General features: G+C 67.5%; 5 protein-coding genes and 6 pseudogenes. 2 read left to right on the forward strand and 9 right to left on the reverse strand.

The annotated features are described in order from the left end of the window. Positions 1-417: 417 nt before the first annotated feature. The 9 genes and pseudogenes from etfB to ACSJDS_RS03185 all read right to left on the reverse strand — a co-directional run bounded on the left by etfB (position 418) and on the right by ACSJDS_RS03185 (position 11,409). Complete coding sequence (gene etfB / locus ACSJDS_RS03145; protein ID WP_473032071.1) at positions 418-1,224, reverse strand: electron transfer flavoprotein subunit beta; 807 nt, start codon at positions 1,222-1,224, stop codon at positions 418-420. Next, a pseudogene (gene etfA / locus ACSJDS_RS03150) lies at positions 1,214-2,511 on the reverse strand (electron transfer flavoprotein subunit alpha). The gene etfB and the pseudogene etfA overlap by 11 nt, the downstream one beginning before the upstream one ends. A 4-nt stretch (positions 2,512-2,515) precedes the next feature. Further along, positions 2,516-4,496 (reverse strand): annotated as a pseudogene (locus ACSJDS_RS03155) ((Fe-S)-binding protein). Positions 4,497-4,590: 94 nt separating this feature from the next. After that, positions 4,591-6,662 (reverse strand): annotated as a pseudogene (dgcA, locus tag ACSJDS_RS03160) (dimethylglycine demethylation protein DgcA). 23 nt (positions 6,663-6,685) lie between these two features. Further along, positions 6,686-7,230 (reverse strand): annotated as a pseudogene (locus ACSJDS_RS03165) (DUF5943 domain-containing protein). 26 nt (positions 7,231-7,256) lie between these two features. Next, positions 7,257-7,457 (reverse strand): annotated as a pseudogene (locus tag ACSJDS_RS03170) (DUF5943 domain-containing protein); the annotation flags it as partial. A gap of 196 nt (positions 7,458-7,653) precedes the next feature. After that, the gene (locus ACSJDS_RS03175; protein ID WP_473032072.1) at positions 7,654-8,631 is read right to left on the reverse strand and encodes a dipeptidase; all 978 of its coding nucleotides are present in this window, start codon (positions 8,629-8,631) and stop codon (positions 7,654-7,656) included. A gap of 215 nt (positions 8,632-8,846) precedes the next feature. Next, positions 8,847-9,962, reverse strand: coding sequence for a choline metabolism transcriptional regulator GbdR (gene gbdR / locus ACSJDS_RS03180; RefSeq protein WP_473032073.1), 1,116 nt, complete (start codon positions 9,960-9,962; stop codon positions 8,847-8,849). A 338-nt stretch (positions 9,963-10,300) separates the two neighbouring features. Further along, positions 10,301-11,409: pseudogene (locus tag ACSJDS_RS03185) on the reverse strand (S-(hydroxymethyl)glutathione dehydrogenase/class III alcohol dehydrogenase). A 162-nt stretch (positions 11,410-11,571) separates the two neighbouring features. Between ACSJDS_RS03185 and ACSJDS_RS03190 the strand changes: the two are divergent. Next, positions 11,572-12,462 carry a LysR family transcriptional regulator gene (locus tag ACSJDS_RS03190; protein WP_473032074.1) on the forward strand — a complete coding sequence of 297 codons (891 nt, stop codon included), beginning with the start codon at positions 11,572-11,574 and terminating at the stop codon, positions 12,460-12,462. A 501-nt stretch (positions 12,463-12,963) separates the two neighbouring features. Further along, the gene (glyA, locus tag ACSJDS_RS03195) at positions 12,964-14,265 is read left to right on the forward strand and encodes a serine hydroxymethyltransferase (RefSeq protein WP_473032075.1); all 1,302 of its coding nucleotides are present in this window, start codon (positions 12,964-12,966) and stop codon (positions 14,263-14,265) included. Positions 14,266-14,285 lie beyond the last annotated feature (20 nt).

A 14,285-nucleotide genomic window follows, 5' to 3' on the forward strand; every position in this document is an offset into this window, starting at 1 on the left:
GCAGCCTCACTCCGGGTTGGGAGGGGCTTGGATACCATTCAAGCTATCGAGATAGAGGGCATCAGGGGGCATAATCTAAATCCCAGGCTGTTGCGCCTCAGGCTCTGTGGATGCTCACCCTGATGCCAGGCCTGCTGGTAGCTAATCAACAAGCCCGGAGAGACACAAGGCTCTGTCCGAAAAGTCGGCGAGCGAAGGCCAGACAAGGCAAAAATCGGCGAAAAGACGGAGTTTACGGGGTGTAAATGAGTACTTTGAGCCGATTTTTAACGCCGTATGGTCGAGCGCAGCCAGTTTTCAGACAGAGCCTAGGGCAGGGTGGTCGCGAGCGCGACGTGACTCGCCAGACGCAAAACCCCGGCCGGGGCCGGGGTTGCGGGGTGGGGGAGTGAGTAGGGAGTAGCAGAAGGGCAACGCCTATCTCAGCACCCCCTCCTCGTTGAGCAGCTTGAGGATCGCCTCGGCGCCCTGCTCGGCGGACACCCCCTCCAGCACCTGGCCGCTGCCGCCCTCCGCCTTGGCGGCGGCGGCCTTGAAGCGGTCCCGGGCCGAGGCGGCCTTGACGATCTTGAGTCGCTTGGGGCGCTTGCGGGCCGGGGCCAGCTGCCACTCGGCCAGCTCCCGGTCCGGCTCGGCGGACACCGGCGTCGCCGCCAGCTCGCCCCGGCGGGCCGGGCCGAAGGCGCTCTGGCGGGCCGCCGGCGCCGCCCCATCCACGCTGACGATGGCCGGCAGGCGTACCTTCAAGCGCCGCCGCTGACCCCGGGGCAGGGCCTGGAGCAGGGTCGCCACGCCGTTCTCGACCTTCTCCACCGCGGCCAGGCCGTTGACCAGGGGCCAGCCCAGGCGCTCGGCCAGGGCATAGGGCAAGAGTCCCGAGCCCTCGCCGCGCTCCGCCCGGGCGCCGGTGACCACCAGCTGCGGCGGCGCCGCGGCCAGGTGCTCGGACAGGGCCGGGATGGCATCGCTGCCCTCGGCCTGCTCCAGCAGGGTCAGGGTATCGAGCCCCATCCCCAGGTAGCCGCGCAGCGCCGCTTCGCTCTCCTCGCTACGCGGGCCGGCATGCAAGAGGCTGACCCGGCTGCCGGGCAGCCGGCGCTCCAGGCCCAGGGCCAGCTCCAGGCCCCGGGCATCCTGATCGGCGTGCCGCGCGCGCCCGGTGATGGGGTGACGCCCCACCGAGACCAGTACCGCCACCTCGATTCCCTGCTGCTCAGGCCGCATCGCGCTGCCCTCCTCGCTGCTGTTCCACCATGGCCACCAGGGCGGCGAGGATCTCGGCGCTATCGCCGATCACCGCCAGGTCGGCGCGCTTGATCATGTCGCATCCCGGGTCGAGGTTGATGGCCACCACCTTGTCGCAGGTCTGGATACCCTGCAGGTGCTGAATGGCGCCACTGATGCCCACCGCCAGGTAGACCCGGGCGGTGACCCAGGTACCGGTGGCCCCCACCTGGCGGTCGCGGGCCATGAAGCCGTCGTCCACCGCCACCCGGGAAGCGCCTTCCGTCGCTCCCAGGACCTTGGCGGCATGGTGGAAGCCCTCCCAGTCCTTGACGCCGTTGCCGCCGGAGACGATGAACTCCGCCTCGGCCAGCGCCACCCCGGCGGGGTCCACCGCCACCTGGCCCAGGTCCTCGATTCGCGAGAAGGCGCTGGGGATCGTCTCCGCCAGGCTCAGCGGCTCGGCGGCGTGACGGGTCTCGTCCACCGGCTCGGCGCACTCGGCCAGCGCCAGGGCGACCCGGGGCAGGGGACGCTGGATATCCAGGCGCTCCGCCGCGCCACGGGCGGTGCAGCGCCAGCCCAGCGGCGCCTCGCTATCGGCCTCGAGCTGCCAGACCCCGGTGGCGGGGCGCTCGCCCAGGCGCAGCGCCAGGCGCCGCCCCAGGTCGGCCCCGCCCAGGGGCGAGTCGGGGAGCAGCCAGTGGCGCGGCGCCAGCTCCCGCTCCACGGCGGTGAGCGCCGCCAGCCGCGCCTCGGGGCCGAAGCCGGCGTAGGCGTCGTCCTCGAGGTGCAGCAGCCGATCGATGCCCGCCTCGCCGAAGGCCTGCTCTTAAGCTCGCCGCCCCCCTCGCCTTTGTGCTGCCCAAATATCACCGCCAGCACGGCGCCGGGACGCGCCGAGTCGGCATCGGCCAGGCGCCGGGCCAGCCCCAGCAGGTCCTTGTCGTGACCGGAGAGCCGCCCGCCGGAGAGCTCCGGGACCACCGCCACCAGAAAGGCCGGTTCGGGAATCTCCACCTGGCGACGGCTATCCTGGGCCGCCTGGCGGGCCGCGCCCGCCGCCTGGCCGCCCTGCTGGGCGCCGCTGCGGTCGATGCGCTTGACGCCATCGGGGCCGATAAAGCCGATGGCATGGGGGGCCTTGCGCATCACCCCATTGGGGCCCATCCACTCTACCGCGGCAGCCCCCTCTCCCAGTTCAGCCAGCGCGCTGGCGTGCTCGGGGTGCAGACGGTTACGGGCGATCCACTCGCGGCGTGGATCGCGACGACGAATCTCGCTCATGCGCTCACCTCCTCGGCAACGGCGTGCCCCTGCGGGACTGGGTCTTGGCGTCGGCGGGGACAACCAGAGCGTCGGCCACCAGCTCGGCGATATCGCGCACCTCGGCGGGGCCGTCCACCACGCCCTCGAGCATGGCGGTGCACTGGGGACAGCCCACCGCCACCAGCTCGGCGCCGGTCTCCTTGACGTCGTTCATGCGCATATCGGGAATCCGCCGCTCGCCGGGAACATCGGTGATGGGGGCCCCGCCGCCGCCGCCGCAGCAGCGCGAGCGGAAGCCGGAACGTTCCATCTCCTTGACCTCGATCCCCAGCGCCGCCAGCACGCTGCGCGGCGCCTCATACTCGCCGTTGTAGCGGCCCAGGTAGCAGGGGTCGTGGTAGGTGACGCTGCCGCCCTTCCAGTTCGCCAGCTCGAGGCGCCCGGCCTCCAGGAGCTCGGCGATATAGGTGCTGTGGTGTCGGACGTCGTACACGCCTCCCAGCTCGCCGTACTCGTTGCCGAGCACATGGAAGCTGTGGGGGTCGCAGGTGACGATATGCTGGAAGCGGTACTTGGACAGGGTGGCGATATTGCGTTTGGCCAGCGACTGGAAGGTCGCCTCGTCGCCCAGGCGCCGCGCCACGTCGCCGCTGTCGCGCTCCTCGTTGCCGAGCACCGCGAAGTCGACCCCCGCCGCGCGCAGCACCTTCACCAGCGACCTGAGCGTCCTTTGATTGCGCATATCGAAGGCGCCATCGCCGAGCCACAGGAGGACATCGACCTGCTTCAGTTCGGCGATTATCGGCAGCTCGAGGTCCGCCGCCCAGTGCAGCCGGGAGCCGGGTTCGAAGCCGCCGGGGTTGTCGGTAGCGATCAGGTTGTCGAGCACCTCGGCGCCCTTGCCCGGGGTCTGGCCCCGTTCCAGGGTCAGGTGGCGACGCATGTCGACGATGGCGTCCACGTGCTCGATCATCATCGGGCACTCTTCCACGCAGGCGCGGCAGGTGGTGCAGGACCAGAGGGTCTCGGCATCCACCAGGGCGGTGCCTTCCCGCGCCACAATGGGCCCTTGGGGGAGCCAAAGTGTTCGCCCACGGGTTTTCCGGGGTAGGGAGAGCCGGCATAGTTGGCATCGCTGCCCCGGCCAGGCCCACCACCATGTCCTGGATCAGCTTCTTGGGGTTGAGGGGCTGGCCGGCGGCGAAGGCCGGACAGACCGCCTCGCAGCGACCGCACTGCACGCAGGCGTCGAAGCCCAGCAGCTGGTTCCAGGTGAAGTCGGCGGGCTTCTCGACGCCCAGCGGCGCCGACTCGTCCTCCAGGTCCAGCGCCTTGAGGCCGGTGGAGCGGCCACTGCCCCCTTCTTCGTGGAAAAGCGCTCGGGGCGACGGTGGAAGGCCAAGTGCAGGGCGCCGGCGAAGGCGTGCTTCATCGGCCCGCCCAGGTCATGCCGAAGAACATTTCGCCCAGGCCCCACACCAGCACCGTGGCCAGCGCCAGGGCAAGGATCACGCTGCCCGTTCCGGCAGGCAGGATGCCCAGCGTCGGCAGGGTGAGCAGGAACACGCTCGCCGAGAACGCCATCAGGCTCTTGGGCAGGCGCATCCAGGGCCCCTTGGAGAGGCGCGCCGGCGGGTTGCGGCGGCGCCGCGCCACGAACAGGCTACCCACGAACATGGCGGCGCTGGTCGCCAGCAGCGGCCAGCCCAGCACGCCCCCAGTGCTTCTGAAGAGCCCAGCCCCAGGCCATGCACCAGGATCATCAGCACGGCGGCGGCCACGAAGCCGCCGGCGGTGGCCACGTGGGTATTGGACATCACCTTGTCGCGCTCCACCACATGGTGCAGGTCCACTAGGTAGCGACGCGGCAGGGCGGCCAGGCCCTTGAACAGCGGCACGGCGGCGGGGCGCCCCTGACGCCACAGGCGGATACGGCGTACGGCACCGATCGCCGCCAGGCCCAGGGCGGCGAAGATCAATATCGGCAGCAGAGTCTCGAGCATCTCGGCTTCCTCGATGAAAAGCCGTAAGCCTTGAGCTGTAAGCGGTAAGTTACCTCCCCACTTACAGCTTCCGGCTTACAGCTTATGGCTGGGGTTAAAAGTCCTTGCAGATCCGCAGGGCGTCGTAGATGGCCGCGTGGGTATTGCGCGGCGCCGTGCAGTCGCCCAGGCGGAACAGCAGGAAGCCGTCGCCCGCTTCGCTCAGGCACGGCTGGGGCTGGGCGGCGTAGAGCGCCTCCAGGTCCACCTGGCCCTTGTTGCGGGACTGCCCCTTGAGGGCGTAGTAGAGGGCCTCGTCGGGGCGCACGCCGTTCTCCACCACCACCTGGTCCACCACCCGCTCCTCCAGGGCGCCGGTGTACTCGTTCTCGAGCACCGCGACCAGGCCGTCGCCCTCGCGGTAGACCTTATGCAGCATCAGGTCGGAGGTCATGATCACCTCCTTCTCGTAGAGGCTGCGGTAGTAGGTGGGGAAGGTGGTGCCGCCCACCGCCGCGCCGGGCTTGATGTCGTCGGTGACGATCTCCACCTTGGCGCCCTTGTCGGCCAGGTAGTCCGCCGCCGAGACGCCGGAGAACTCGCAGATGGCGTCATAGATCAGCACGTTCTTGCCCGGGGCGACCTTGCCGGAGAGCACGTCCCAGGTGCTCACCACCAGGCTCTCCTCGGCCTTCTCCGAGTAGCCCCACTCCGGGTACTGGCTGAGGAAGGGCTGACCGCCGGTGGCCAGCACCACGATGTCCGGCTTGAGGTCTAGGATCGTGGCCTCGTCGGCGCGGGTGCCCAGGCGCAGGTCGACCTTGAGGCGCGCCAGCTCCAGCTGATACCAGCGGGTGATGCCGGCGATCTGGTCGCGCTGCGGGGCCTGGGCGGCGATGGTGATCTGGCCGCCGAGCTGCTCCGCGGCCTCGAAGAGGGTGACGTCATGGCCGCGCTCGGCCGCCACCTTGGCCGCCTCCATGCCGCCGGGACCGCCGCCCACCACCACCACCTTGCGCTTGGGCCCCTCGGACTTCTCGATGATGTGCGGCAGGCCCATGTACTCCCGGGAGGTGGCGGCGTTCTGGATGCAGAGCACGTCGAGGCCCTGGTACTGGCGGTCGATGCAGTAGTTGGCGCCCACGCACTGCTTGATCTGGTCGATCTGGCCCATCTTGATCTTGGCGATGATGTGCGGGTCGGCGATATGGGCCCGGGTCATGCCCACCAGGTCCACATAGCCCCCTCGAGGATACGCTGCGCCTGATTGGGATCCTTGATGTTCTGGGCGTGGATCACCGGGACGCTGACCACCTCCTTGATGCCCGCCGCCAGGTGCAGGAAGGGCTCCGGCGGGAAGGACATGTTGGGGATGACGTTGGCCAGGGTGTTGTGGGTGTCGCAGCCGGAGCCGATCACGCCGAAGAAGTCGAGCATGCCGGTGGCGTCGTAGTAGGCGGCGATCTGCTTCATGTCCTCATGGGAGAGGCCGTCCGGATGGAACTCGTCGCCGCAGATGCGCATGCCCACCGCGAAGTCGTCGCCCACCTCGGCGCGCACCGCCTTGAGCACCTCCATGCCGAAGCGCATGCGATTCTCGAAGCTGCCGCCCCACTGGTCCTCGCGCTTGTTGACCCGCGGGCTCCAGAACTGGTCGATCAGGTGCTGGTGCACGGCGGACAGCTCGACGCCGTCGAGGCCGCCCTCCTTGGCCCGGCGCGCGGCCTGGGCGAAGTCGCCGACGATGCGCCAGATCTCCTCCTCCTCGATGGTCTTGCAGGTGGAGCGGTGCACCGGCTCGCGGATCCCGGAGGGCGAGAGCAGGGTGGTCCAGTTGTAGCCGTCCCAGCGGGAGCGGCGCCCCATGTGGGTGATCTGGATCATGATCTTGCCGCCGTGCTGGTGGACGGCGTTGGCGAGGTTCTGGAAGTGCGGGATGATCCGGTCGGTGGCGAGGTTCACCGAGCTCCACCAGGCCTGGGGACTGTCGATGGAGACCACCGAGGAGCCGCCGCAGATGGCCAGCCCGCAGCCTCCCTTGGCCTTCTCCTCGTAGTACTTGACGTAGCGTTCGGTGGTCATGCCGCCGTCGGTGGCGTGGACCTCGGCGTGGGCGGTGCTGACGACCCGGTTGCGGATGGTGAGCTTGCCGATCTGGATCGGCTGGAAGATCGCGTCGAATGCCATGGTTCTCTCTCCTCGTTCCGGGATCAGCGGATGGCGCCGGTCAGCGGCTTGGTCTCGAAAATGCCCACCTCGCAGCCTTCCTCGGCGGCGCTCTGGGTCTGCTCGGCGACGGTGCGCAGGTCGCTGCCCCGGGCGGCGAGGATCTGGTCCATGGCCCCGGCGAACCAGCCGGTGAACATGTACTCGATCTTGCGACCCACCTTGCCGAGCTGATAGACGAAGGCGCTGTGTTCCAGGCGCACCCGGGCGGTACCGGCATCGAGGTCGATGGCCTCGGTGACGAACTTGCCCAGCCGCGCTGGGAGAGGCGCTGCATGTAATGCTCGAACACCTCGACGCCTTCCAGGCCGTGCAATTCGGCCTCCTTCTCGCACCAGTGCCAGGCGCTCTTGTAGCCGGCGTGGTAGAGGATCTCGGCGTACGTTTCGGCGCCCAGCGCCTCCTCCACGGCCACATGGTTATTGATAAAGAAGTGCCGCGGCACATAGAGCATGGGCAGGGCGTCGGTGGTCCAGACGCCGGTTTCGCTATCCACGTCGATGGGCAGTTCGGGGGCCATCTTGGTCACGGTCTCATTCCTCAATAATCGTTGTTCTCGCACCAGTGCCAGGCGCTCTTGTAGCCGGCGTGGTAGAGGATCTCGGCGTACGTTTCGGCGCCCAGCGCCTCCTCCACGGCCACATGGTTATTGATAAAGAAGTGCCGCGGCACATAGAGCATGGGCAGGGCGTCGGTGGTCCAGACGCCGGTTTCGCTATCCACGTCGATGGGCAGTTCGGGGGCCATCTTGGTCACGGTCTCATTCCTCAATAATCGTTGTTCTTGGCAGTCGCCATCTGGCTTGGCGGTTTCGGGGGCTGTTCCGGCGGCAGGCCTGCGAGGAGGCGCTGTAAACCCATCCCTGGGCGCTACATTTGCCATCCATGGCAAATGACCTCCTCTTCGGCCTGCCCCGGCGCCCCGAATGCATCCGGTGTCGGCCTTTGCTAGATCAGTTTCCCCAAACGTCCTTCAGTACTCGGACCCAGTTCTCGCCCATGATCTTGCGGGTCTGGCGCTCGCTGAAGCCGCGACGCAGCAGCGCTTCGGTGAGGTTGCCGAATTCGCCGATGGTGCGGATGCCCTCGGGGTTGATGATCTTGCCGAAGCTGGTCAGGCGGCGGGCGTAGCCCTTGTCGTGGGTGAGCCACTCGAAGAAGTCCTGGCCGTGGCCCTGGGTGAAGTCGGTGCCGATGCCGATGGCGTCCTCGCCGACGATGTTCATCACGTACTCGATGGCCTCGACGTAGTCGTCGACGGTGGCGTCGATGCCGGCGCGCAGGAAGGGGGTGAACATGGTCACGCCGACGAAGCCGCCGTGGTCGGCGATGAACTTCAGCTCCTCGTCGGACTTGTTGCGCGGGTGCTCCTTGAGGCCGGAGGGCAGGCAGTGGGAGTAGCAGACCGGCTTCTCGGAGGCGAGGATCACCTCCTCGGAGGTCTTGCCGCCCACGTGGGAGAGGTCGCACATGATGCCGACACGGTTCATCTCGGCGACGATCTCGCGGCCGAAGCCGGAGAGACCGCCGTCGCGCTCGTAGCAGCCGGTGCCCACCAGGTTCTGGGTGTTGTAGCACATCTGCACGATGCCCACGCCGAGCTGCTTGAAGATCTCCACGTAGCCGATCTGGTCCTCGAAGGCGTGGGCGTTCTGGAAACCGTAGATGATGCCGGTCTTGCCCTCCTCCTTGGCCCGGGTGATGTCCGCGGTGGTGCGTACCGGCCGCACCAGGTCGCTGCACTCGGCCATCAGCTGGTTGGTCCTGACGATGTTGTCCACGGTGGCCTGGAAGCCCTCCCAGACCGAGACGGTGCAGTTGGCGGCGGTGAGGCCGCCACGGCGCATGTCCTCGAAGAGCTCACGGTTCCACTTGGCGATGATCAGGCCGTCGATGACGATGGCGTCGTTATGCAGGTCGGACGGGGACATGTTGGCTGCTCCGGCAGTGCTGTTGATTTGCCGGCAGCATAGCGCCGCCCTGAAGCGGGCCGACGCTTGGAAACGACAGGGGGAATTCCAAAAGCGTCACGGCTGTCGTGATCTCGACAAGCAGGCCGTGCAGACCTCATCGGGGCCGTGAAAAGAGTCGCGTGCCCCGAGGGCCGGGGCACGCGCTCATGCAAGGAAAGGTGAAAGACCTAGATCTAGATCGGCACGCTGGCGTAGGTGGGTTCGCCGCGCGCCTGGGCCAGGGCCAGCACCGCGCTCGAGACCGGTTCCTGGGGCACGCTGGCTGCGGCTAGGGGCAGCGCTACCGTCACCTCGGCGCGCTGTTTGGGACGCGAGGTCCCCAGCCGCTCATCCCGGGGCGGTATGCCAAAATACTCGCGATAGCGCTTGGAGAAGTGCGGCGTGGAGACGAACCCGCAGGCCGAGGCGACCTCGATGATCGACATGGGTGTCTGCTTGAGCAGCTGGCGGGCTCGAGTCAGCCGCAGCTTGAGGTAGTAGCGCGACGGCGAGCAGTGCAGGTGCTTATGGAACAGCCGCTCCAGCTGGCGCCGAGAGATATCGACATACTGCGCCAGTTCGTCGAGGCTGATGGGCTCTTCCAGGTTGGCCTCCATCAGGGCGACGATCTCCAGCAGCTTGGGCTGGGTGGTACCCAGCACGTGCTTGAGGGGCACCCGCTGCTGGTCCTGCTCGTTGCGCACCCGGTCGTAGATGAACATCTCCGAAATCCCGGCGGAGAGGTCACGGCCGTGGTCGCGGCCGATCAGGTTGAGCATCATGTCCAGGGGGGCGGTGCCGCCTGAGGCGGTGGCCCGGTCACGGTCGATGGAGAACAGCCGGGTGGTCAGCGCCACCCTCGGGAAGGCCTCCTGCATGGCCGCCAGGCACTCCCAGTGGATGCTGCACTCGTAGCCGTCAAGCAGCCCTGCACTGGCCAGCGCCCAACTGCCGGTGCACACCGCGCCGAGGCGCCGCGACTGGCGTGCCTGGGCCTGAAGCCAATGGACGTGCTCGCGATGGACGCTGCGGCTGGGCCCGACGCCCCCGCAGACGATCACCGTATCCAGCGCCAGCGGGATACCGGTGGCGGCATCCGGGGTCACCTGAAGGCCATCGCTGGCGCGCACGGGCGCCCCGTCCGGGGTCAGGGTGTACCAGCGGTAGAGCTCACGACCGGCCAGCTGATTGGCCATGCGCAGCGGTTCGATGGCCGAGGCCAGCGAGATCAGGGTGAAGTCGTCCAGCAGAAGAAATCCCAGGGTCTGAGGCGTCGCAGTAGGACGGGCTGTTTGAGGAGAGTCGGTCATGCATTACTCCGGCATTGTTGGCCTGGGGAGGCTGAGGAGTGGTGTTATCGTTATTGGATGTGCCAGCGCCGTGCCGCTGACATAGGTCGCTAACGGGCATGCCATCGAAAGGTAATCGTTCTGTCGGCGTCAGCGCAGCTCAAATTTGCCTATCGAAAAACCGGGATGCAGTAATTCACGACAATCGTGTCGCAAACTGGCATGCGGCGGTCGCTGTGAGTGTCGGTAACGAGACAGTGGCGCTGCTGTTGCGCAGCAGCGCCGTGATGAGATGGCACGCCTCCGTTCCTGAGCGGTGCTGCATGACTTGCTGATCGGCATGGATCAGCGAAGCGCATTTAATAATGCAGTACCGTACGAATGCTCTTGCCCGCATGCAGCAGCTCGAAGGCCTCGTTGATCTGCTCGAAGGGCATATCCTGGGTGATGAACTCGTCGATCTTGAGCTCGCCGGCCATGTAGCGGTCCACGTAGCCCGGCAGCTCGCTGCGCCCCTTGACCCCGCCGAAGGCGGAGCCCTTCCAGACCCGGCCGGTGACCAGCTGGAAGGGGCGGGTGGAGATCTCCTCGCCGGCCCCGGCCACGCCGATGATGATCGACTCGCCCAGCCCTTGTGGCAGCACTCCAGCGCCGAGCGCATCACGTTGACGTTGCCGATGCACTCGAAGGAGTAGTCGACGCCGCCGTCGGTGAGGTCGACGATCACCTGCTGGATCGGGTCGGCATGCTCCTTGGGGTTGACGAACTCGGTGGCGCCGAACTGGCGGGCCAGCTCGAACTTGTCCGGGTTGACGTCGATGGCGATGATGCGGCCGGCCTTGGCCATCTGCGCGCCCTGGATCACGGCGAGACCGATGGCCCCCAGGCCGAACACCGCGACGGTGGCGCCCGGCTCCACCTTGGCGGTGTTGAGCACCGCGCCGATGCCGGTGGTCACCCCGCAGCCCAGCAGGCAGATCTTGTCCAGCGGCGCCTGCTTGGAGACCTTGGCCAGGGAGACCTCGGGGAGCACGGTGTATTCGCTGAAGGTGGAGCAGCCCATGTAGTGGTGCAGCATCTTGCCGTCCAGCGAGAAGCGGCTGGTGCCGTCGGGCATCAGGCCCTTGCCCTGGGTGGCGCGCACGCTGCCGCACAGGTTGGTTTTGCCGGAGAGGCAGAACTTGCACTGGCCGCACTCGGCGGTATAGAGCGGGATGACGTGGTCGCCGACGGCCAGCGAGGTGACGCCTTCGCCCACCTCCTCGACGATGCCGGCGCCCTCGTGGCCGAGCACCGCCGGAAAATTGCCCTCGGGATCGGCGCCGGACAGGGTGTAGGCGTCGGTGTGGCAGACGCTGGTGGCCTTGATGCGCACCAGCACCTCGCCGGCCTTCGGCCCTTCGACGTCGATCTCGGTGACCTCCAGCGGCTGGCCGGGTTGCAGTGCGATGGCGGCGCGTGACTTCATTGGTGGACTCCTGTAGACCCATGCGTCGAGGCGTGGGTCGGCGGCTGCCGAGCGCCACGCCGGTGTCCCGCCAGTCTAGGGTAGCCGCGGAGGCGGGATAAACGGGGCTTGGCTCACAAGATTATTGCCACCTGGCAACAATCCCACGGAGAATCGACCGTCATGCAACGCTGGGATCGCATCGAGGCCTTCATCGAGGTGGTGCGGCTGGGCTCCTTCTCGGCCGCCGCCCGCCACCTCAGGGTGTCCACCTCGCATATCAGCCGCCTGGTCGGCCAGCTGGAGAATCATCTGGGCACCCAGCTGCTCTATCGGACCACCCGGCAGATCCGCCTCACCGATGCCGGCACTCTCTACTATGAGCACTGCCACCGCCTGTTCGACGGCTTTCGCGAGGCCGAGGCCGCCATCGACGACCTGCAGCACCGCCCCAAGGGGCTCCTCAAGCTGACCTCGGCCACCACCTTCGGCGAGCGCTTCGTGGCGCCGCTGGTCAATGACTTCCAGCGCCTGCACCCGCAGCTCGAGGTCCAGATGCACTTCACCAATCGCCAGGTGGCGCTGATCGAGGAGGGCTATGACATCGCCATCCGCATGGGCGTGCTCAAGGACTCGACGCTGATCGCACGACGCTTGTGTGAACGCCGGGAGTACGTGGTGGGCTCCCGGGAGTATTTCGCTCAGCATGCCCGCCCCCAGTCGCTGGCCGAGCTGTCCCGCCATCGCTGCCTGCTCGGCTCGCGGGACTTCTGGCTGTTCGATGTGCGCGGCTCCCGCCGCGAGGTGAGGGTCCAAGGGCGCTGGCAGGCCAACTCGGGGTCGGCGCTGCTCGATGCGGCCCTCAAGGGGCTCGGGCTGGCGCAGCTGCCGGACTACTACGTGGCGCCTTACCTGACCTCCGGCGAGCTGGTCTCGGTGCTCGGCGACTTTCAGTATCGCGATACCGCGGTGTGGGCGGTCTACCCGCGCCACCGACACCTGTCGCCCAAGATCCGGCTGCTGGTCGACCACCTGGTCGCGCATATCGGCGAGCGTCTCCAGCGCTCGGGATAGCGGCGGGCAGGAAAAGAGCGCCATTCTTTCAAGGTTCTTCGCACTTTAGCGTGAACATGTTTGGCAGGTTTTATGGTGGGAGGCCGGCTCTGCCGGGCGAAGGCGCCGCAGGCGCCCCATGGGTAGCGCTGCGCGCTACTTCGCGAGCTGAAGTCGAGGCGTCGAACCGTCCCTCCCACAGAGCCAGTTCACGCCAGTCTGCGATGAACCCATTCTTACAAGGCCTTAGGGGAGCCTTGGTGGCTTCGCCTCCCCGACCCGGATCCTCGGCATGACGCCGCCGGAAGAGACGCAGAGTGCCGGCGTTCCCGCGGCGTACGTTCAGCAAGCCTGTCGCATTTGTTCAATTCATTCTTGCCCCCCTGGCCTTTAATCGACCTGTGAGCCCGACAGGCTGCGCAGCGGTTATCTGCGCATAAGGATTTCAAATTTTTCACGTGGGCGGGTCGCCGATAGATTCGAGGAACAGCCTGCCACCCCCGATAACAACAGGAGTCAGTCATGAACCCGATGTCTCTCGCCGCCTTCGATGCCCAGATCGCCGCCGCCATTGCCGATGAGGTGGTGCGCCAGGAGGCCCACGTCGAGCTGATCGCTTCCGAGAACTACGCCAGCCGGGCGGTGATGGAGGCCCAGGGCACCCAGCTCACCAACAAGTACGCCGAGGGCTACCCGGGCAAGCGCTACTATGGTGGCTGCGAGCACGTCGACGTGGTGGAGCAGCTGGCCATCGACCGCGCCTGCGACCTGTTCGGCGCCGACTACGCCAACGTCCAGCCGCACTCCGGCGCCCAGGCCAACGCCGCGGCCTTCATGGCGCTGGTCAAGCCGGGCGACACCGTGCTGGGCATGAGCCTGGCCCACGGTGGCCACCTGACCCACGGGGCGGCGCCGAACTTCTCCGGCAAGCACTACCACGCCGTGCAGTACGGCCTGAACCCGGAGACCGGCGAGATCGACTACGAGGAGGTCGAGCGCCTGGCGCGCAGCCACAAGCCCAAGCTGATCATCGCCGGCTTCTCCGCCTACGCCCGGGTCGTCGACTGGCGCCGCTTCCGCGCCATCGCCGACGAGGTGGGCGCCTGGTTCATGGTCGACATGGCCCACGTGGCGGGCCTGGTCGCTGCCGGCCTCTACCCGAGCCCGCTGCCCCACGCCCACGTGGTCACCACCACCACCCACAAGACCCTGCGTGGCCCCCGCGGCGGCCTGATTCTCTCCGCCCACGGCGATGCGGACCTCTACAAGAAGCTCAACGGCGCGGTCTTCCCGGGCCAGCAGGGCGGTCCGCTGATGCACGTCATCGCCGCCAAGGCGGTGGCCTTCAAGGAGGCCATGAGCCAGGACTTCGTCCAGTACCAGCAGCGGGTGATCGACAACGCCCGGGCCATGGCCGGGGTGTTCGTGGAGCGCGGCTATGACGTCGTCTCCGGCGGCACCGACGACCACCTCTTCCTGGTCTCGCTGATCAAGCAGGGCGTGACCGGCAAGGACGCCGACGCGGCGCTGGGCCGCGCCCATATCACCGTCAACAAGAACGCCGTGCCCAACGACCCCCAGAGCCCCTTCGTCACCTCCGGCCTGCGCATCGGCACCCCGGCGGTGACCACCCGCGGCTTCGATGCGGCCGAGTGCACCGAGCTGGCCGGCTGGATCTGCGACATCCTCGATGTGCTGGCCGAGCAGCGCAACAGCGATGCCGTGGAGGCCGAGGTGCGCGAGAAGGTCGCCGCGCTCTGCGAGCGCCATCCGGTCTACGGGGTCGCCACCGCCGCCCCGGCCCACGAAACCGCCACCGCCTGAACGCCTAGGGTAACGGCCCC

The sequence above is a fragment of the Halomonas sp. SL18_1 genome (genome assembly GCF_055755715.1).

Coding starts and splice junctions, on each gene's coding strand:
- etfB (WP_473032071.1), bottom strand. CDS start 1,224: ATGCGGCCTGAGCAGCAGGGAATCGAGGTGGCGGTACTGGTCTCGGTG.
- ACSJDS_RS03175 (WP_473032072.1), bottom strand. CDS start 8,631: ATGTCCCCGTCCGACCTGCATAACGACGCCATCGTCATCGACGGCCTG.
- gbdR (WP_473032073.1), bottom strand. CDS start 9,962: ATGACCGACTCTCCTCAAACAGCCCGTCCTACTGCGACGCCTCAGACC.
- ACSJDS_RS03190 (WP_473032074.1), top strand. CDS start 11,572: ATGCAACGCTGGGATCGCATCGAGGCCTTCATCGAGGTGGTGCGGCTG.
- glyA (WP_473032075.1), top strand. CDS start 12,964: ATGAACCCGATGTCTCTCGCCGCCTTCGATGCCCAGATCGCCGCCGCC.